General features: G+C 61.5%; 20 protein-coding genes. 6 read left to right on the top strand and 14 right to left on the bottom strand.

Translation table 11 applies throughout. The features are described 5' to 3' along the window. Nucleotides 1–678 carry a 7-cyano-7-deazaguanine synthase QueC gene (gene queC, locus AC07TV_RS01290; protein ID WP_494646585.1) on the bottom strand — a complete coding sequence of 226 codons (678 nt, stop codon included), beginning with the start codon at nucleotides 676–678 and terminating at the stop codon, nucleotides 1–3. 99 nt (nucleotides 679–777) lie between these two features. Here queC and AC07TV_RS01285 point away from each other — a divergent pair, with 99 nt between their 5' ends. Genes AC07TV_RS01285 through AC07TV_RS01265 form a run of 5 tightly spaced genes read left to right on the top strand, consistent with a single transcriptional unit; the run spans nucleotide 778 to nucleotide 5,310 of the window. Continuing rightward, nucleotides 778–1,944, top strand: a complete 1,167-nt coding sequence (locus AC07TV_RS01285; protein ID WP_494646584.1) for an ABC transporter substrate-binding protein — start codon at nucleotides 778–780, stop codon at nucleotides 1,942–1,944. Between the two features lie 49 nt (nucleotides 1,945–1,993). Beyond that, the gene (locus AC07TV_RS01280; RefSeq protein WP_494646583.1) at nucleotides 1,994–2,908 is read left to right on the top strand and encodes a branched-chain amino acid ABC transporter permease; all 915 of its coding nucleotides are present in this window, start codon (nucleotides 1,994–1,996) and stop codon (nucleotides 2,906–2,908) included. Beyond that, nucleotides 2,908–3,855: a branched-chain amino acid ABC transporter permease gene (locus AC07TV_RS01275; RefSeq protein WP_494646582.1), complete on the top strand. Its 948-nt coding sequence runs from the start codon at nucleotides 2,908–2,910 to the stop codon at nucleotides 3,853–3,855. Before AC07TV_RS01280 ends, AC07TV_RS01275 begins: the two co-directional genes overlap by 1 nt. Then, a complete protein-coding gene (locus tag AC07TV_RS01270; RefSeq protein WP_494646581.1) occupies nucleotides 3,848–4,603 on the top strand; it encodes an ABC transporter ATP-binding protein in 756 nt (251 codons plus the stop codon). Before AC07TV_RS01275 ends, AC07TV_RS01270 begins: the two co-directional genes overlap by 8 nt. Continuing rightward, on the top strand, nucleotides 4,600–5,310 hold the full coding sequence (locus AC07TV_RS01265) for an ABC transporter ATP-binding protein (protein ID WP_494646580.1): 711 nt from the start codon (nucleotides 4,600–4,602) through the stop codon (nucleotides 5,308–5,310). The genes AC07TV_RS01270 and AC07TV_RS01265 overlap by 4 nt, the downstream gene beginning before the upstream one ends. Here the strand turns inward: AC07TV_RS01265 and AC07TV_RS01260 are convergent. The 10 genes from AC07TV_RS01260 to ybgC form a co-directional block, all read right to left on the bottom strand. Then, a complete protein-coding gene (locus AC07TV_RS01260; RefSeq protein WP_494646579.1) occupies nucleotides 5,307–7,478 on the bottom strand; it encodes a putative bifunctional diguanylate cyclase/phosphodiesterase in 2,172 nt (723 codons plus the stop codon). The two genes, AC07TV_RS01265 and AC07TV_RS01260, sit on opposite strands and share 4 nt — an antisense overlap. A gap of 237 nt (nucleotides 7,479–7,715) precedes the next feature. Next, nucleotides 7,716–8,078: a PilZ domain-containing protein gene (locus AC07TV_RS01255; RefSeq protein WP_494646578.1), complete on the bottom strand. Its 363-nt coding sequence runs from the start codon at nucleotides 8,076–8,078 to the stop codon at nucleotides 7,716–7,718. Between the two features lie 14 nt (nucleotides 8,079–8,092). Further along, nucleotides 8,093–8,731: a 7-carboxy-7-deazaguanine synthase QueE gene (gene queE / locus AC07TV_RS01250; protein WP_494646577.1), complete on the bottom strand. Its 639-nt coding sequence runs from the start codon at nucleotides 8,729–8,731 to the stop codon at nucleotides 8,093–8,095. Beyond that, complete coding sequence (gene ybgF, locus AC07TV_RS01245; protein WP_494646576.1) at nucleotides 8,732–9,472, bottom strand: tol-pal system protein YbgF; 741 nt, start codon at nucleotides 9,470–9,472, stop codon at nucleotides 8,732–8,734. Nucleotides 9,473–9,477: 5 nt separating this feature from the next. Further along, entirely contained in the window at nucleotides 9,478–10,023 is a 546-nt protein-coding gene (gene pal / locus AC07TV_RS01240; protein WP_494646575.1) for a peptidoglycan-associated lipoprotein Pal, read from the bottom strand. 25 nt (nucleotides 10,024–10,048) lie between these two features. Beyond that, nucleotides 10,049–11,329, bottom strand: a complete 1,281-nt coding sequence (gene tolB, locus AC07TV_RS01235; RefSeq protein ID WP_494646574.1) for a Tol-Pal system beta propeller repeat protein TolB — start codon at nucleotides 11,327–11,329, stop codon at nucleotides 10,049–10,051. Between the two features lie 22 nt (nucleotides 11,330–11,351). Further along, the gene (locus tag AC07TV_RS01230) at nucleotides 11,352–12,143 is read right to left on the bottom strand and encodes an energy transducer TonB (protein WP_494646573.1); all 792 of its coding nucleotides are present in this window, start codon (nucleotides 12,141–12,143) and stop codon (nucleotides 11,352–11,354) included. A 6-nt stretch (nucleotides 12,144–12,149) separates the two neighbouring features. After that, a complete protein-coding gene (gene tolR, locus AC07TV_RS01225) occupies nucleotides 12,150–12,551 on the bottom strand; it encodes a protein TolR (RefSeq protein WP_494646572.1) in 402 nt (133 codons plus the stop codon). A 3-nt stretch (nucleotides 12,552–12,554) separates the two neighbouring features. Beyond that, on the bottom strand, nucleotides 12,555–13,232 hold the full coding sequence (gene tolQ, locus AC07TV_RS01220; protein WP_494646571.1) for a protein TolQ: 678 nt from the start codon (nucleotides 13,230–13,232) through the stop codon (nucleotides 12,555–12,557). Continuing rightward, nucleotides 13,229–13,651, bottom strand: a complete 423-nt coding sequence (ybgC, locus tag AC07TV_RS01215; protein ID WP_494646570.1) for a tol-pal system-associated acyl-CoA thioesterase — start codon at nucleotides 13,649–13,651, stop codon at nucleotides 13,229–13,231. Before ybgC ends, tolQ begins: the two co-directional genes overlap by 4 nt. A 124-nt stretch (nucleotides 13,652–13,775) precedes the next feature. Between ybgC and AC07TV_RS01210 the strand changes: the two genes are divergently transcribed. Further along, entirely contained in the window at nucleotides 13,776–15,257 is a 1,482-nt protein-coding gene (locus AC07TV_RS01210; RefSeq protein WP_494646569.1) for a sensor domain-containing diguanylate cyclase, read from the top strand. Here AC07TV_RS01210 and ruvB read toward each other — a convergent pair whose 3' ends face one another. Genes ruvB through ruvA form a run of 3 tightly spaced genes read right to left on the bottom strand, consistent with a single transcriptional unit; the run spans nucleotide 15,258 to nucleotide 17,961 of the window. Continuing rightward, nucleotides 15,258–16,331, bottom strand: coding sequence for a Holliday junction branch migration DNA helicase RuvB (gene ruvB / locus AC07TV_RS01205; protein WP_494646568.1), 1,074 nt, complete (start codon nucleotides 16,329–16,331; stop codon nucleotides 15,258–15,260). Beyond that, nucleotides 16,328–17,380, bottom strand: coding sequence for an AI-2E family transporter (locus AC07TV_RS01200; RefSeq protein WP_494646567.1), 1,053 nt, complete (start codon nucleotides 17,378–17,380; stop codon nucleotides 16,328–16,330). The genes ruvB and AC07TV_RS01200 overlap by 4 nt, the downstream gene beginning before the upstream one ends. Continuing rightward, nucleotides 17,380–17,961, bottom strand: coding sequence for a Holliday junction branch migration protein RuvA (gene ruvA, locus AC07TV_RS01195; RefSeq protein WP_494646566.1), 582 nt, complete (start codon nucleotides 17,959–17,961; stop codon nucleotides 17,380–17,382). The genes AC07TV_RS01200 and ruvA overlap by 1 nt, the downstream gene beginning before the upstream one ends. Nucleotides 17,962–17,973: the final 12 nt, after the last annotated feature.

The raw sequence follows: 17,973 nt of genomic DNA, 5'->3' as shown, positions 1-17,973 counted from the left end.
TCAGGCTCGGTAAAGGGTCGGGTCGGGCAAACCGGCGGCGGCGAAACCTTCGGCACGCAGGCGACATGAATCGCAGACACCACAGGCCCGGCCAAGTTCATCGGCCTGGTAACAGGAAACGGTCAGTCCGTAATCGACGCCGAGCGCCGCGCCGGTGCGGATGATGTCGGCCTTGGAAAGGTCGATCAGCGGCGCATGAATGCTCAACTTGACGCCCTCGACGCCGGCCCGCGTGGCCAGATTGGCCATCTTCTCAAAAGCGGCAAGGTACTCCGGCCGGCAATCCGGGTAGCCCGAATAATCAACCGCATTGATGCCGACGAAAATGTCACGGCTGCCCAGCACCTCGGCCCAGGCCAGGGCCAGCGACAACATGATGGTGTTGCGCGCCGGCACGTAGGTGACGGGAATACCCGGCTGCACACCGTCGATCGGGACATTGATGTTGGTATCGGTCAGGGCCGAGCCACCGAACTGGGCCAGCCCGAGATTGAGCACCCGATGCTCGACGGCGCCGAGGGCCTTGACGACCCGCTCGGCCGCCTGCAACTCGGCACAGTGACGCTGGCCGTAGTTGAACGACAGACAATAACAGTCAAAACCCTGGCTGCGGGCAATGGCGAGGCAAGTGGCGGAATCAAGTCCACCGGAAAGGAGAACGACGGCTGGCTTCATCATGGGGCGCGAATATACCTGAATTTCGGCCCCTTTTGACCCGGTATCTGCTTGTTCCTGCGCTACAATTTGCCGTATTGCGCCCCCTGACTGGAGATACGAATGTCGCTTCGCCTGACTGTCCTTGCCGCTGCACTGATGCTGGCCGGCTCCGCCCACGCTGCGGACCGGATCAAGGTCGGCTTCGTCTCCACGCTGTCCGGCCCGGGTGCCGGCCTTGGCGTCGACATCCGCGACGGTTTCAATCTGGCGATGAAGCAACTCAATGGCAAACTGGGCGGCCTGCCGGCCGAAGTGCTGATCGCCGATGACCAGCAAAGCCCGGACATCGCCAAGCAGGCGGCCGACCGCTTCCTCAAGAAGGACAAGGTCGATTTCATGACCGGCATCGTCTTCTCCAACATCATGCTCGCCGTCGGCCCCAGCGTCTTCGAGAACAAGACCTTCTACATCTCGGCCAATGCCGGCCCGTCGCAATACGCCGGCGAGCAGTGCAACCCCTTCTTCTTCAACGTCGCCTGGCAGAACGACAACCTGCACGAAGCCGTCGGCAAGATCGTCCAGGACAAGGGTTACAAGAACGTCGTGATCGTCACCCCGAACTACCCGGGCGGCAAGGACGCCGTCTCCGGCTTCAAGCGCTACTACAAGGGCAAGGTCGCCGAAGAGGTTTACACCAAACTCGGCCAGCTCGACTACGCGGCCGAACTGGCGCAGATCCGCAGCCTGAAGCCCGACGCCCTGTTCTTCTTCCTGCCCGGCGGCATGGGCATCAACTTCGTCAAACAGTTCGTCGCCGCCGGCCTGTCGCGCGACACGCAACTGTTCGCTCCCGGCTTCTCGGCTGACGAGGACGTCATCAAGGCGGTCGGCCCCTCGATGATGGGCATGTTCAACTCGTCGCACTGGGCGCACGACATGGATAACGCCGAAAACAAGCGCTTCGTCGCCGACTTCCAGAAGGAATACAACCGCCTGCCCTCGCTCTACGCTTCGCAGGGCTACGACGCGGCGCTCATGATGGACGGCGCCGTGCGCGACGTGAAGGGCAAGGTCGAAGACAAGGCGGCGCTGCAGAAGGCGCTCGAAGCCAAACGCTTCAAGTCCGTGCGCGGCGACTTCAAGTTCAACACCAATCATTACCCGGTGCAGAACTATTACCTGCGCGCCATCGGCAAGGACGCCAGCGGCCGGGTCACCAACAAGACCATGGGCACCATTTTCACCAATCATGCGGATGCCTACGTTGCATCCTGCAAGATGAAGTGATCGCCTCAACCGTCGTTCCCGCATCGGCGGGAATGACGGGGTTTCCCCCATGACTCAACTCATCCTCGAACAAGCCCTCAACGGCCTCCAGTTCGGCCTCATGCTTTTTCTGCTGGCGGCCGGGCTGACGCTCGTCTTCGGCATCATGGACTGCATCAATCTGGCCCATGGCTCGCTCTACATGGTCGGCGCTTACTTCGTTGCGGCAGCCACCCAGGCGGCGGATTCGTTCTGGATCGGGCTGGGCGCAGGGGTGGCGGGCGCGGCCGTGCTCGGACTGCCGCTCGAGCTGTCGCTGTTCCGCCAGTTGTACAAACGCGACCACCTGTCGCAGGTACTCGCCACTTTCGCGCTGATCCTCATTGCCAATGAAGCCGTGCGGGTCATCTGGGGCGCCCAGCCGGTGATGCTCAATCCGCCGGATGCACTGGCCGGGCCGGTCGAAATCGGTGATTTTTTCTATCCAGCCTACCGGCTGGTCATCATCGCCTTCGGTCTCGCCGTTGCCGGGCTGCTCTACCTGGTCGTGGCGAAAAGCCGGGTCGGCATGTGGGTGCGGGCCGGTGCGTCGAATCGGGAAATGACCGAAGCGCTCGGCATCAACGTGCAAGCGCTTTTCACCGCCGTCTTCGTTTTCGGTACGGCGCTCTGTGCGCTGGCCGGCGGACTGCTCGGGCCGCTGCTCGCCGTTCAGGTCGGCATGGGTGAGAGCGTGCTGATCCTGGCTTTCGTCGTCATCATCATCGGCGGCATCGGGTCGATTCGCGGCGCGCTGGTCGGCAGCCTGATCGTCGGCTCGGTCGATACGCTCGGCCGGGCGCTGTTGCCGACCTTGCTGCGCGCATTGCTCCCGGCTGACGCTGCTTCGACGCTCGGCCCGGCGCTGGCCTCGATCCTGATTTACCTGCTCATGGCCGGCATCCTGTTCTTCAAGCCGCAAGGCCTTTTCCCGGCGCGCGCCTGATGGCTTTCTACCGTGCCGCTCCGTATCAGAAGCCGGTGGCCGTCGCGCTCTTGCTGCTTTTGGCCGCCTTGCCGTTTGGCCTGACTGCCTTCGGCCAGGAGTTCTACATCGGCTTCGCCACGCGCATCCTGATCTTCGCGCTGGCCGCCTCCAGCCTCAATCTGGTCCTCGGCTTTGGCGGCATGTTCTCGCTCGGCCATGCGGCCTTCTTCGGCATTGGCGCCTACGCGGCGGCGATTTGCCAGCAAGCCGGCATCAACGAGGCGCTCATCGCCTTTCCGCTGGCCATGGCCGTTGCCGGGATTTTCGCGCTGGCCGTCGGGGCCATCAGCCTGCGCACGCGCGGTGTCTATTTCATCATGATCACGCTGGCTTTCGCCCAGATGGCCTATTACCTGTTCATCTCGGCCCGCAGTTGGGGCGGTGATGACGGTTTGCCGCTGGTCGGCCGGATGACGCTGGCCGGCGTCTCGCTGGCCGACGACACGCATTTCTATTTTGCGGCTTTTTTCGGGTTGACCGTGGCAATGCTGTTTCTTGGCCGGCTGGCCGACGCCCGTTTCGGCCGGGTCATCCAGGCCATCCGCGAAAACGAGACGCGCATGGAAGCGCTCGGCTACCCGGTTTTCCGCTATCGCCTGATCTGCTTCGCGCTCGGCGGCGCCCTGGCCGGGCTGGCCGGCGCCCTGCTCGCCAACCTGACCGGGCTGGCCAGCCCCAACCTGCTGGTGTGGACGCAATCCGGCACGCTGCTCGTCATGGTCATCATCGGCGGCGTTGGCTACCTCTATGGTGGCGCGGTCGGTGCGCTGATCCTGCTCTGCCTCGAGGAAGTACTGGTCGGCTTCACGCCGCACTGGCACATCGCGCTGGGTCTGATCCTGCTCGGCGTCGTGCTCTTTGCACCGAAGGGCGTGGCCGCCTTGTTCGGGAAAAAACATGGCTGAAGCGTTGCTCGAAGTTCGCCAGCTATCGCGCCGCTTTGCTGCGGTCGACGCGCTAAAAGACGTCAATTTCAGCGTTGAGGCCGGCGAAGTCCATGCCCTGATCGGCCCCAACGGCGCCGGCAAGACAACCTTCATCCATCACGTTTCCGGCGCCCTGCAACCGGATTCGGGCGGCGTGCATTTTGCCGGCCAGGATGTGACGCGACTGGCCATGCACCAGCGGGTCGCCGCCGGCATGGCGCGTTCGTACCAGATCACCAACGTCTTCCTCGGCCTCTCGGCCCTCGACAACGTCGCGCTGGCTGTCCAGGGGCGACCGGATGCCGGCAGCAGTTTCCGCTTCTGGAAGCCAGTCAGGTGCGAGGCAGCGCTGTTCGACGAAGCACGCGAATATCTCGTGCAAGTCGGCCTCGAACACCGCGTAAACGCCGTCGCCGGCAACCTCGCCCACGGCGAACAACGGGCGCTCGAACTGGCCATGGCGCTGGCCACCAAGCCGAAAATGCTGCTCCTCGACGAGCCGATGGCCGGCACCGGCCCGGAAGAATCGGCGCGCATGGTCGAACTCATCGAACACCTGGCCCGCCACGTCACCATCCTGCTCGTCGAGCACGACATGGCCGCCGTCTTCCGGCTGGCCGACCGCATTTCGGTGCTGGTCAACGGCCAGCTGATCTGCACCGGCGAGCCGGAAGCGGTGCGCGCCAACCCGGCAGTCCGCCGCGCCTATCTCGGAGACGATCTGTGAGCGCCTTGCTTGAAATCAGTGGCCTCGAAGTCGCTTACGGCCCAAGCCAGGTGCTGTTCGGCCTCGACCTGAGCATGAACGAAAGCGAAGCGGCGACGCTGCTCGGCCGCAACGGCATGGGCAAGACGACGACCCTGCGCGCCATCTGCGGTCTGCAGGCGGTCAAGGCAGGGACGATCCGCTTTGCCGGCGAACGCATCGATGGCCAGCGCCCCGACCGCATCGGCCGGGCCGGCATTGCGCTGGTGCCGGAAGGGCGTCAGTGTTTCCCGAATCTCACGGTCGACGAGCATTTGGTGGCATTTTTCGCCAACCGGCGCGGCGTCGGCGAGCCATGGACACCGGCCCGGGTTTACGACCTCTTCCCGCGCCTGCTCGAACGTTCGAAAAACCTCGGCAACCAACTTTCCGGCGGCGAACAGCAGATGCTGGCCATCGGCCGGGCGCTGGTTACCAACCCGCGCCTGCTCATTCTCGACGAAGCGACCGAAGGGCTGGCCCCGCTGATCCGCGAGGAAATCTGGGCCTGCCTGTCCCGGCTACGGGCCGATGGGCAAAGCATTCTGGTCGTCGACAAATATGTCGAGAAACTGATCGGGCTGGCCGACCGCCACACCATTATCGAGCGCGGGCAGGTCGTCTGGCACGGCACATCGGCCGATCTGGATGCCGATCACGACATCTGGCATCGCTATCTCGGGATCTAGATCACCCAGTCATCGCACTCATCCAACTGCTGCCCGGACAATCCCTCCAGAGCCGCATCAAAATCGGCGAAGGACATCGGTTTACCGAACAGGTAACCCTGAAACTGACAGCAGCCGTGTTCAACCAGATAGTCGTGCTGAACGCTGGCCTCGACACCTTCAGCCACCACCCCAAGGCGCAGCGTATTGCCCATGGCGATGATCGCCCGGACGATGGCCGCTGCATCGGCGCTGTGCGTGATATCGCTGATGAAGGATCGATCGACCTTGAGTTGTTCGAAGGGATATCGCTTCAGGTAAGCCAGCGAGGCGTAGCCAGTACCGAAATCGTCTAGTGAAAAGCGTACGCCCGTTGCCCGCAGGGCCTGCATTTTGGCCACCGTATCTTCAACATTGTCGAGCAGCAGGCTTTCCGTCAGTTCCAGTTTGAGCAGGCACGGATTTGCGCCATGGCGGTTCAGCGCGTCACAAACCTGCATGACAAATTCGGCCTGACGAAACTGCCGGGCACTGACGTTGACCGCCATCGACAGACTACTCGTCCGCGGATCATTGGCCCAGCGGCGCAAACCGGCACACGCCGTGTCGAGGACCCATAGTCCGACTTCGACGATCAGCCCGGTCTCTTCGGCGAGAGCTATGAATTCTCCCGGCAGCACCATCGGTTGGCCGGGCGGTTGCCAGCGCAGCAGGGCTTCTGCGCCGATCAGCCGGCGTTGGGCATCGACCTGTGGCTGAACATGCAGCAGCAGTTCCCCCCGCGCCAGCGCCCGCCGCAAACCAGCCTCCAGCGCAGCCCGTTCATCAAGTGCCGTCTGCATCGCGTTGTCAAAGAATCGTATGGTGTTTCGACCGGCATCCTTGGCCTTGTAGAGGGCAATATCGGATTGCTTGAGCAGCACCTCGGTCGATTTTTCCTGGCCCAGGAAGAGGCTGATGCCAATGCTCGCCGTGCGCACATATTCGGTATCCTCGCCCAGAAAATAGGGCCTGCCGAGCTCAGCACGAATTTTCTCGGCGACCATTTCGGCCTGGATGCCGGCACTTTCCGGATCGCTGCCCAACTCTTCGAGCATCACGACAAATTCGTCTCCGCCCTGACGGGCAGCCGTATCTCCCTCGCGGATGCAGTCGCCCAGACGGATCGCCACCTCAACCAGCAGGTGGTCGCCAACGTCGTGACCGAGCGTATCGTTCAAGGTCTTGAAATGATCGATGTCGATGATCAGCAAAGCGCCGTATTTGCCGCTCCGCTTGCCGGCAGCACTGGCCTTGTTGATGCGGTTGAGCAGCAAACGGCGATTGGGCAGCCCGGTCAACGGATCGTAGAAAGCCAGGTTATGGATTTCCGATTCCGCCACTTTGAGATTGCTGATGTCGGAAAACGTGCTGACGTAATGGGTGATCTCGCCACGGGCATCACGCACGCCATTGATGGTTAGCCATTCGGGATAAATTTCGCCATTTTTGCGACGATTCCAGATTTCGCCCTGCCAATGCCCTTCCTGCACAAGCGCGTCCCACATGTCTTGATAAAACGCATTTTCCTGGCGCCCGGACTTGAGCAACTTGGGGGTCTGCCCGACCGCCTCGTCAGCAGAATAGCCGGTCAGTTGGGTAAATGCAGCATTGACCTGAAGGATGCGCTGGCTGGCATCGGTGACCAGAATCGCAGCCTGTGATTCGAAGGCAATCGCTGCGATACGCAAGTCCTGCTCGAGCTTTCGCCGAACTGAAATATCCGCGGCAATGCCGAGATAACCCTGCACGCGTCCCTGCGTATCGTGCAAGACACTGACCGCGAGGCTCACCGGCAGCCGCGAGCCATCCTTGCGAACCATTGTCCAGTCTGCATCGTATTGCGCCTTGATTCCCAGGCTGGCAATGAATACGTCAAATCCGGCCGCCACGGGTCGCTGCAATTCGGCCGCCAGGGCCTCGGCCCGACTGGTCACTTCATCGGCCAGATGGAAGATCATCGGGGTCGTCCGATACACCACCTCGTCCCAGGTGTAGCCAAGCAGTTTCTGGGCGGCCCTGTTGAAATAGACGATCAGCCCATCAGGATCGGTCAGGATGATTGCACGGCCGGCATTTTCAAAGATCGCATGCTGAATCGCGCACAGCCCGATTGAACGAACAGGAGCTTCCGGAGCGCCTTCGCTCAAACAGCATGGATGCTCAACAAGATGGCCAGACGTCATGAGACTCAAGCTTGCCAAAGGGCGGGTCCATCCTGCACGGCGCCGAACAACGGTAATGACGTCGTTCGGCCATGGATCCTCCCAGAACCATGTTACCCCCGTGAATTGGTTTGAATGATCGGGGGCTCCGAAACGGATTATGGCGAATGTCTGCGTTATTCAGCAAGCGCTAATATTGAAGCGCCTCGATCACCGCCGAAGTCAATCGTGCGTCAGAAGGGAGAATTCCCGCTCCGCCATATCTTCATCACCCAGATTGAGCTCGACCAGCCGCCGCAGATGGGTAACGCTGTCGAGGTCGATGTCACGACACGCCAGGCCGTAGTAATTGGCCATATGATGGACGATGGTGGCGTCCATGCGGATGCTTGACCCGGAATGGTCGAGGCGGATTTTCAGGGTGCAGTTGGTGCCAACCGTAATGAAGACGTTGGCATTGGGATGGATCAGCGCGCCTTTGAGCGAGAGATCGAGCACCTCGACGACGTATTCGCCATCGGGCAAGAAAAGGCTGGCCTCGGCCTGGAAGGGAATGCGGGAAAACTTGCGGCGATTACTTTCCATGACCGTCTCCTCCTTTATTTTCCCTTCATGTTACCCCAAAGCAGCTTGTGCAACTGCAGCTGGAAGCGCACGTTGAGGCCATCTTCGAGGATCCAGTCGGCCAGTGACTGGGGCTCGATGAGTCCGCCGGCCGGCGACAAAAGCACCGGACAGAGGCGATCAAGCTGTCTTTCGCGCAGGACATCGCGAGCCCATTCGTAGTCGCTGCGCGAGGCGATGACGATCTTGATCTCGTCGCGCGGGTTGAGCACATCCAGGTTGCTCCACATGTTCCGGGCCAACTCGCCGGAATCCGGCGCCTTGAGGTCCATGATCCGCGCCACGCGCGGGTCGACGCCTGCGACATCGAGCGCCCCGGAGGTTTCCAGCGAGACGTCGTAGCCGGCGTCGCAGAGCGCCGTGAGCAGCGGCAGGCAGTCTTTCTGCGCCAGCGGCTCGCCGCCGGTGACGCAGATCTGGCGGGCCGGGTACTTGCCGACTTCAACCAGCACGGATTCGATTGTCGCCGGTTCGCCGCCGGTAAAACTGTAGGTCGTATCGCACCAGGTGCAACGCAGGGGACAGCCGGTCAGGCGGACGAATACGGTCGGCAGGCCGGCGCGCGACGCTTCTCCCTGCAGGGAGTAGAAAATTTCGGTGAGACGCAAAGCCAATTACTTCTTCTTCAGGCGATCGCGTGCCGCATCGGCAGCCGGGGTACCCGGGTATTTGGTAATGACTGTTTCCAGCGAGCGTTTGACGCCCGTCGGGTTGCCCATTTCCTGCTGGCAGGTGGCGATGGCCAGCCAGGCATCGGGCGCCTTGGGGCTGTCGGCGTACTTGGTGGTGACCACGCTCTGCGCCTCGATGGCGCGCTTGCAGTCACGCTGGGCGTACCAGGCGTTGCCAAGCCAGTACTGAGCATTGGGAGCCAGCGAACTGGCCGGATATTTCTGCACGTAGGCTGCGAAACCGGCGGCGGCCTCCTTGTACTTGCCGGCCTTGAACTGGTTCAGAGCGGCTTCGTAGTCCTGACTTTCCTTGGCCGGGTCGGTGGCCGGTTTGGAATTTGGCGCGTTTTCCGGGTTGACCGTGGCATTCGCACTGTCGGTCGTTTCAAACTTGCGCAGGCGGGTATCGAGATCGAGATAGAAGTCCTGCTGGCGCTTCTTGGCTGTTTCAAGCTCATAGTTGAGCGTTTCGATCTGGCCGCGCAGGCGGGCAATCTCGTCGGCCTGGCGCTGGATCTGGCTGGCCAGATCCAGCTGGCCCTTGGCCTGCTGGTCGAATCGCGCCTCGGTCTTGATCCGCAGATCGGCAACCTGGCGACGCGCTTCTTCGTCGTCAAACACGCCGGCGTGGGCCTGGGCGGCCCCCAGCGCGGCGATAAAAAGGGCGATTCGAACCGGGCGCATGATGCTTAGAACTCGCCGCGACCGTCAGCACCCTTGTACAGGATGTCGGCACGACGGTTTTGCGACCAGGCAGCTTCGTCATGACCGGCGTCCTTCGGCTTTTCTTCGCCGAGGCTGACGGATTCGATCTGGGCTTCCGAGACGCCGAGCAGGGTCAGCGAACGCTTGACGGCTTCAGCCCGCTTCTGGCCGAGCGACAGGTTGTATTCGCGGCTGCCGCGCTCGTCGGTATTGCCTTGCAGCAGAACCTTGAATCCCTTGTTGGCGCTCAGATACTTGGCGTGCGAGGCGACCAGATCCTTGTACTCGTCCTTGACTTCATACTTGTCGAGGTCGAAGTAGATGCTGCGCTGCGACAGCTTGCTCTTCGGATCGGTCAGTTCGCGCGGCAGGCCGTTGGCGTCAACACCGCCGGCGGTCACCGAGGCAACGCCGGTGGAGGCACCGCTGCGGGACTCGACCGGGGCGCCGGCGGTATCTTCCGGCAGCGGGGTGGTCGAACAACCGACGAGGATGGCGGACAGCAGGGCGGGGATAAGCAGTTTTTTCACAAAGTTCTCCGGATGGATGTGAGGATTATTGATAGTAGGGGCCCCAGGCCGGTTCGCGAACATCACCTGCGGCGACCGTGAGACGTTGTTTGATCCTGCCATCGCTGGAGACAGCCGATAGTACGCCGCGCCCGCCAACATCAGTGGCGATCAGGATCATGCGGCTATTCGGGGCGAAACTTGGCGATTCGTCCTTGTTCGAGTCGCTCACCACCTGGACCTGGCGACTGGCCAGATCCATCACGGCGAGCTGGAAGCGGCCTTCACGGCGGCTGATGAATGCGAGGCTCTTGCCGTCCGGCGACGGACGCGGCGAGACGTTGTAGCTACCCTCGAAGGTGACACGACGGACATCCCCACCGGTGGCTGCCATCTGGTAGACCTGCGGGCTGCCGCCGCGATCGGAGGTGAAATAGATCGTGCCGCCGTCGGCCGAATAGCGTGGCTCGGTGTCGATACCCGACGACTGGGTCAGGCGCTGCAGGCCGCTGCCATCGGCGCTGACCGAATAGAGCTGCGAGAAGCCATCTTTCGACAAGACGACAGCCAGCTTGCGACCGTCCGGCGACCAGCCCGGTGCCGAGTTGGAACCCTTGAAATTGGCCACGATCTGGCGCTGGCCGGAAGCCAGCGAATGGACGTAGATGACCGGCTTTTTCTTCTCGAATGAAACGTAGGCCAGACGACCGCCGTCCGGCGACCAGACCGGGGAAATGATCGGTTCGGTAGAGGTCAGCGCGGTCGCCGCATTCTGGCCATCCGAATCGGCGATCTGCAGCAGGAACTGGCCGCGCGCCTTGACGACGTAGGCGATGCGCGTCGAGAAGACACCCTTTTCGCCGGTCAGTTTTTCATAGATGAAATCGGCGATGCGGTGGCCGGCGGCACGCAGCTGGGCATTGCTGGTGACATAGGCGGCACCGCCCAGCGACACGCCTTTTTGCGTGTCGTAGAGGCGGAAGCGGGCTTCCATGCGACCGTCGGCGCTGCGCGCAATGCTGCCGGCAGCCAGTGCGTCGGCACCCTTGCTCTTCCAGTCAGCGTGGTTGATCGGCGCGTTTTCGTCGAAAGCCAGATTGCTGTGATCGATCAGCTTGAACAGCCCGCTGCGCTCGAGATCGGCGCGCACCGTCGAGGTAATGACGCGGGATGCGGCCGGATCACCCGGAAAATCGACAATCGTCACTGGAATGCGGTTGGCACCAGCGCCGGTAATCTCGATCGACAGCTGGGCCTGGGCAAATCCCACGGTCAACAGGAAAAAAGGCAGAAAAATGAAACGGAAAATTAGGGACATTGCATTCATTTTCAAAAGGGGTCGCGCGATTTTACTCTTCAAAGGGCTTGTAATTAATTTTCAGCTCCCGCGAGAATTGCGATGGATCATCCGGCTTGGGTAATGGAGATGATTTCAATATTGCCGTCTCAATAGCTCTATCCAGTGCAGCATTCCCACTGGGCCGCTTCAGTTTTACGGCCAATACTTCACCGGTCGGCAACTGACTAACCTCGAAAACCGCTTCCGGATTGCCCTGGATGGAGGGCGGCAAGATGATATTGCCGCGCACCTTGCCGCGAATTTTGTTCACGTAATCAGCCAATCCCTTTTTGTTAGCCGACGCCCGCTGCTCGGCTTCAGCCGCTGCGGCATTGGTCATCTGCTGGGTGTTCGGCCGTGGTTTCAGATTTGCCGTTTCCTGAGCCAATTCCTTGCCGAAATCGAACTTGGGTGGCGGTTTGACCTCGGGCTTGGGTTCAGGTTTTTTCGGCTCCGGCTTGGGCGGTTCCGGTTTGGGCTCGGGCTTTTTCGGCCCCGGCTTCTTTTTTTCTTCCTTGACCACGATTTCCGGCTTTTTCAGCACCGGCTCGGGCTTCGGCTCGACCTTGGGTATCGGTTTTGGCGGCTCCGGCTTCACTTCCGGCTCAGGTGGTGGCGGAGGCGGCGGAACATATTGCGCCGGCATTGGCCGCGGTGACCACAACTCGACTTCCATGACCTCCGGTTTGCTGCGCTTCCACTGCACCCCGAAAAACAGGAAGGCGAGCAAGGCCACGTGCACCAAAATGGTGAACGCCAGCGCGTACTTCTTGCCGGGCTCTTCGGGTTTGTCGAGGATCATGTCCACTTATTTGCTGGCGGTTTCCAGGCCAACCTTGTCGAAACCCATGCGCTTGACCTCGTCGAGCACCTCGATGACGTTCTTGTACTGGGTTTCCTTGTCGCCGGCGATGAGCACGGCGATCTTCTCATCGGCCTCTTTCAGGGAAGTCAGTTCACCTTTCAAGGCCTTGATCCCCTTGATCTTCGTCGCCTTGCCATCGGCGTTGTAGACCGAAAGGGCACCATCGCTACCGACCTCAACCTTGATGTATTTCGGCGGTTTCTGGGGCGCCGTGCCGGTGCTCGGCAATTCAACCGAACCGGTCGTCATCATCGGCGTCGCCACCATGAAGATGACGAGCAAGACGAGCATGACGTCGATGTAGGGAACGACGTTGATTTCGCTTTTCAGACGACGTTGGCGCATGGCTTAACGCATCTGCCTTTGCAGGATGTTCGAGAACTCTTCCATGAACGACTCGTAGCGCGTCGCCAGACGGTCGATGTCATGCGAAAAGCGGTTATAGGCCAGTACGGCGGGAATCGCCGCGAACAGGCCGATAGCCGTGGCGACCAGCGCTTCGGCGATGCCCGGGGCGACGGACGCCAGCGTCGCCTGACCGACGTTGGACAGGCCACGGAAGGCATGCATGATGCCCCAGACGGTGCCGAACAGGCCGATGTACGGGCTGACCGATCCGACCGAAGCGAGGAAGGCGAGGTGGGCTTCGAGCGAATCCATTTCGCGCTGGAACGTGGCGCGCATGGCACGGCGCGAGCCGTCGACGATGTCCTTGGATTCGAGGTTCTTCTGGCCGCGCAGCTTGGTGAATTCGCGGAAGCCGGACTCGAAGATGCGTTCCATCGACCCGGCGTGGTGACGGTCATTGACCGCGCTGTTGAACAGGTTGTTGAGGTCGCCGCCGGACCAGAAGTCGCGCTCGAAGGTCTCGGTCTTGGCGCGCGCCTGCTTGACGGCAAACCACTTCATGAAAATGTAGTACCAGGACATGAACGAAACGCCGGCCAACAGGGCCATGACGGCCTGGACGACGGCGCTGGCCTGAAGGATAAGATGGAGGATGGAAAGATCCTGGGTGACGTTCATTTAAGCGCTTCCAGTTTGCTGTGCAGGAATTCGGGAATGGCGGAGGGCGTCATGGTAGCCATGTTGACGCAGGCGATTTCGACGGTGCCGGTAACCAGTTCGACGTCGCCGCGGCGGACGTGCTGGCGGAAAACAACGCGGACACGGGTCAGTTTTTCGACTTCGAGGCCGACAATCAACTCGTCGTCAAGACGTGCCGGCTTGAGATACTCGCAGCTCGCCTTGCGCGCCACGAAGCCGATGCCGGCTTCGGCGGCCAGGGCCGACTGGTCATGGCCGGCAAAACGCATCCACTCGGTACGGCAGCGTTCGAAGAATTTGAGGTAATTGGCGTAGTAAACGACGCCGCCGGCATCCGTGTCCTCGTAATAAACGCGGACAGGAATGGTGAAGGCGTTCGGCTTCGGCTCGTATTTCATCCCGGGATTTTACATTGCGCCGCAACATTGTTTTGTAACGATCTGTTTCCAGACCGATATTTTATCCTCAACATAAAACGGGAAGGCATGGCGTTCCCGACAGCCGTCCCACATAATTGCCCCCATGCCCCGTCATTTCAAAATCGGTGATCGACGCAGCCTGATCCTGCTGTTGAGCCTGCTTCTCAGCAGTGGTTTCTTCGCCACAACGCTGTTTGGTTACTTCGTTTCCAAAGATGCCATCCGCAGCGCCATCATCGGTCAGGATCTGCCGCTGACCTCCAGCAACATCTATTCTGAAATCCAGAAGGATCTGGTCCGGCCCGTCCTCATTTCGTCGACCATGGCCCACGACACCTTCTTGCGCGACTGGGTGCTCAGAGGCGAAAAGGATGACAGCGAACTGGCCCGATACCTGGCCGAGGTCAAACTGCGCAACAAAGCCTTCAGCAGCTTCTTCGTCTCCGACAAGACCCGCAATTACTACACCAGCGAAGGTGCTTTCAAACAGGTATCCGAAACGGAGCCGCGCGATGCCTGGTACTACCGTGTCCGCAACATGCAGGACGACTACGAAATCAATGTCGACCCCGATCTCGCCAACCGCGATGCGCTGACCATTTTCATCAATTACCGCGTTTCCGATTTTGCCGGGCAATACATCGGCGCCACCGGCATCGGCCTGACCGTCGATTCGGTTCGCCACCTGATCCAGGAATATCAGGCCCGCTTCCAGCGCACGATCTACTTTGCCGATGCCACCGGTCGCGTCGTCCTCTACGGCGGCCAGAAAGGCTTGGCTCCCGATCTGCGCAGTCGACCTGGGCTGGCCGCGATTCTTGACCGTATCCTGGCCGAACGAAGCGGCTCCTATCAGTTCCTCGATGGCGGCGACAACCACATTCTCAACGTCAATTACGTTTCCGAACTCAAGTGGTACCTGTTCGTCGAGCAAAACGAGGACGTTTCGCTGGCCGGCATTCGCCAGACACTTTACATAAATCTGGCGATCAGCCTGGCCGTCACGCTGGTGGTCATTTTCCTGACCCACCTCGCCCTTGGCCGCTACCAGTCGAAAATCGAGGAAATGGCCTCCACCGACAAGCTGACCGGCCTCCTCAATCGCCACGCTTTCAGCATCCTGATCGACAAACTGATGGCCAACTATCGGCGCAACCCGCAAGCCATCACCGTACTGCTGGCCGACGTCGACCACTTCAAGAGCATCAACGACCGCTATGGCCACCGGGTTGGCGACGAGGTCCTGACCAGCGTCGCGCACCGGTTGCGCTCGACGCTGCGAGCCGCCGATTTCGCCGTGCGCTGGGGTGGCGAGGAATTTCTCATGGTGCTGCCCGGCTGCGCCGCCGAAGAGGGTCGCCAGATCGCCGAAAAACTCCGGCTGGCGGTGGCGGAGAGCGTCCCTTGCCCGAACACGCCGGCGATTCGGGTGTCGATCTGCGTCGGCGTGGCTCAGTTCGATGGCACCGAGTCGACTGACCATACGGTCAACCGGGCCGATGCAGCACTCTATGCCGCCAAGGCCGCCGGGCGGAATCGCGTCTGCCTGGCCGGTGATGCCGCACCGAGCGACAACGCGGCCTGATCAGCTATCGGCCAGCAGATCGCGAACGACAGCACTGGCCGGCTCGGCCAGACCGAGATGGCGATAGATGGCGGGGGTCGCGATGCGGCCGCGCAGCGTACGCTGCAGATAGCCTTGCTGGATCAGGTAGGGTTCGAGCACGTCTTCGATGGTGTCGCGCGCTTCGCCGATGGCGGCCGCGATGTTGTCCACGCCGACCGGGCCGCCACCGAATTTGTCGATGATGGCCGACAGCAGCTTGCGGTCCATGATGTCGAGCCCGGCCGAATCGACGTCAAGCATGACCAGTGCGGCGTCGGCCACCTGGCGTGTGATATTGCCGTCGGCCTTGACCTCGGCGTAGTCGCGAACGCGACGGAGCAGGCGGTTGGCGATACGCGGCGTACCGCGCGAACGTTTGGCGATTTCGAAGGCGCCTTCCGGGTCGATCGGTGCGTTGAGCAGCGCGGCAGAACGGCTGACGATGCTCTTCAGTTCTTCGGCCGTGTAGAACTCAAGCCGGGCGACGATGCCGAAGCGGTCGCGCAGCGGGTTGGTCAGCATGCCAGCCCGGGTTGTCGCGCCGACCAGCGTGAACGGCGGCAGATCGAGCTTGACCGAACGGGCGGCCGGGCCTTCGCCGATCATGATGTCGATCTGGAAATCTTCGAGCGCCGGGTAGAGGATTTCCTCGACGACCGGGCTCAGGCGGTGGATTTCGTCGATGAACAACACGTCGTGCGGTTCGAGATTGGTCAGGATGGCGGCGAGGTCGCCGGCGCGCTCAAGCACGGGGCCGGAAGTCTGGCGCAGATTGACGCCCATTTCGGCGGCGACGATGTGGGCCAGCGTCGTCTTGCCCAATCCGGGCGGGCCGAAGAGCAGCACGTGATCGAGCGATTCGCTGCGATTGCGGGCGGCCTGGATGAAGATTTCGAGCTGTTCGCGGATCTTGACTTGACCGGTGTAGTCGGCCAGCCGCTTGGGGCGCAGGGCGCGCTCGAGCGCCTCTTCCTGGGCCGATTTCGAATTCGGGGCAATTATCCGGTCGACCGTGGGAATGGCCACCGGACTCAGTTTGTCGGTTTCGATCATGTTCGTTCCTCACGCAGCCAGCGCTGCAGCAGCATGTCACCGAGCGCCAGCAAGACCGGGCCGAGAAAGATGCCGATGAAGCCGAAGACCAGCACGCCACCGAGCACGCCGAGGGCGATGAGCAGAATCGACAGCCCGGCGCCACGGGCGATCAGGATCGGCTTGACGAAATTGTCGATGCTGCTGATCACGAACAGGCCGTAGAGCACCATGAAAATCGCCCAGCCGGTCTGCCCTTCGCTGTACAGCCAGGCCGCTGCACCACCCCAGATCAGCGGCGGGCCGACCGGGATCATCGACAGGAAAAAGGTGGCAAAACCAAGCAGCATGGCGGCCGGAACGCCGGCGATCAGGAAACCGAGCATCGCCACCGTACCCTGCGCGGCCGCCGTGCCGACGATGCCGAGCATGACGCCAACGACCGTGCCGCGCGCCTTGTCCATCATGTTTTCGCCGAGTTCGCCACCCAGCTTGCGGGCGCCGATGTAGAGCGCCTTGCTGATCGCCGCACCGTCGCGATAGAGGAAGAAGGTCACGAAGAGAACCAGCGCCAGTTGCAGCAGGCCATTGGCCGCAATGCCACCGAGGGCCAACGCGAACTGGCGGGCCGGCGCAATCATCTGCTTGACCAGCCCATTGAGCTCTTCGCGATTGCTGGCCAGCCGATGCCAACTGGTCTCGATTTCCGTGCCAACGAAAGGCAGGCCGCTCAGCCAGCCCGGCGGCTCGGCCGGCAGGCCCTGCTCGATATAGGGCTTGAGAAAATCGATCAGGTTGTCGGCGCCGTTGGCCAGCGAACCGGCCAGGAACAGCGTTGGCAACAGCATGACCAAAACCAGCGCCAGCGTCATCAGCGAGGCGCCGAGCGTATCACGCTCACCAAGCCGCGGCAGCAATTTTTCTGCGTAGAAGCGCCAGGTGCACATCCAGACCACGAAGGCGAACAGCACGGCACCGATGAAGGGCAGCAGGAGCGCGATGCAGCCGATGATGAGGAGCACCACCAGCGCAATTTGCGCCAGCCGTTTGGGATCGTTTTCTTCGATCATCAGACCTTCGACAGCAACTTGAGGGCCGCCCGGATGCCATCCGAGGTGCCGATGTCGGCCGGCAGCTGTTTCATCGCTGCGGCCGCTTCCTTTTCGTTGTAACCGAGGGCGAGCAGGGCGTTGGAAATATCCTGTTTGGCGTCGTCGGCCACAGCATGCAGCGAAACGCCGCCGATGGTGTCGGCCAGCTTGCCTTTGAGTTCGAGGAGCAGGCGCTCAGCCGTCTTCTTGCCGATACCGGGCACCTTGATCAACCGGCCGAGTTCCTGTTGCGCCACGGCGGCAGCCAAGTCGTTTACCGACAGGCCGGAGAGCACCGACAGCGCCGTCCGGGCACCGATGCCGGACACCTTGAGCAACTGGCGGAAGGCGAAGCGCTCGGCTTCCGTCAGAAAGCCGTAGAGAAAATGACCGTCCTCGCGCACCGCGAAGTGGGTGAGCAGCGTGACCTTCTCGCCGCTCGCCGGCAGGTTGTAGAAGGTGCTCATCGGCACATCGAGCTCGTAGCCGACGCCGTTGAGGTCGAGCACGATCTGCGGCGGGTTCTTTTCGGCGATCAGGCCGGTCAGTCTTCCGATCATTTGGTGGCGATC

This window comes from Azonexus sp. GW821-FHT04F04, from assembly GCF_059420025.1.
Note: the sequence above shows the minus strand (reverse complement) of the source record. Positions and strands in the feature narration are given on the sequence as shown.

Coding starts and splice junctions, on each gene's coding strand:
- AC07TV_RS01280 (WP_494646583.1), top strand. CDS start 1,994: ATGACTCAACTCATCCTCGAACAAGCCCTCAACGGCCTCCAGTTCGGC.
- tolQ (WP_494646571.1), bottom strand. CDS start 13,232: ATGAACGTCACCCAGGATCTTTCCATCCTCCATCTTATCCTTCAGGCC.
- AC07TV_RS01270 (WP_494646581.1), top strand. CDS start 3,848: ATGGCTGAAGCGTTGCTCGAAGTTCGCCAGCTATCGCGCCGCTTTGCT.
- AC07TV_RS01230 (WP_494646573.1), bottom strand. CDS start 12,143: ATGATCCTCGACAAACCCGAAGAGCCCGGCAAGAAGTACGCGCTGGCG.
- tolR (WP_494646572.1), bottom strand. CDS start 12,551: ATGCGCCAACGTCGTCTGAAAAGCGAAATCAACGTCGTTCCCTACATC.
- ruvB (WP_494646568.1), bottom strand. CDS start 16,331: ATGATCGAAACCGACAAACTGAGTCCGGTGGCCATTCCCACGGTCGAC.
- ruvA (WP_494646566.1), bottom strand. CDS start 17,961: ATGATCGGAAGACTGACCGGCCTGATCGCCGAAAAGAACCCGCCGCAG.
- ybgF (WP_494646576.1), bottom strand. CDS start 9,472: ATGCGCCCGGTTCGAATCGCCCTTTTTATCGCCGCGCTGGGGGCCGCC.
- AC07TV_RS01275 (WP_494646582.1), top strand. CDS start 2,908: ATGGCTTTCTACCGTGCCGCTCCGTATCAGAAGCCGGTGGCCGTCGCG.
- AC07TV_RS01285 (WP_494646584.1), top strand. CDS start 778: ATGTCGCTTCGCCTGACTGTCCTTGCCGCTGCACTGATGCTGGCCGGC.
- AC07TV_RS01200 (WP_494646567.1), bottom strand. CDS start 17,380: ATGATCGAAGAAAACGATCCCAAACGGCTGGCGCAAATTGCGCTGGTG.
- tolB (WP_494646574.1), bottom strand. CDS start 11,329: ATGAATGCAATGTCCCTAATTTTCCGTTTCATTTTTCTGCCTTTTTTC.
- ybgC (WP_494646570.1), bottom strand. CDS start 13,651: ATGAAATACGAGCCGAAGCCGAACGCCTTCACCATTCCTGTCCGCGTT.
- AC07TV_RS01210 (WP_494646569.1), top strand. CDS start 13,776: ATGCCCCGTCATTTCAAAATCGGTGATCGACGCAGCCTGATCCTGCTG.
- AC07TV_RS01255 (WP_494646578.1), bottom strand. CDS start 8,078: ATGGAAAGTAATCGCCGCAAGTTTTCCCGCATTCCCTTCCAGGCCGAG.
- queC (WP_494646585.1), bottom strand. CDS start 678: ATGATGAAGCCAGCCGTCGTTCTCCTTTCCGGTGGACTTGATTCCGCC.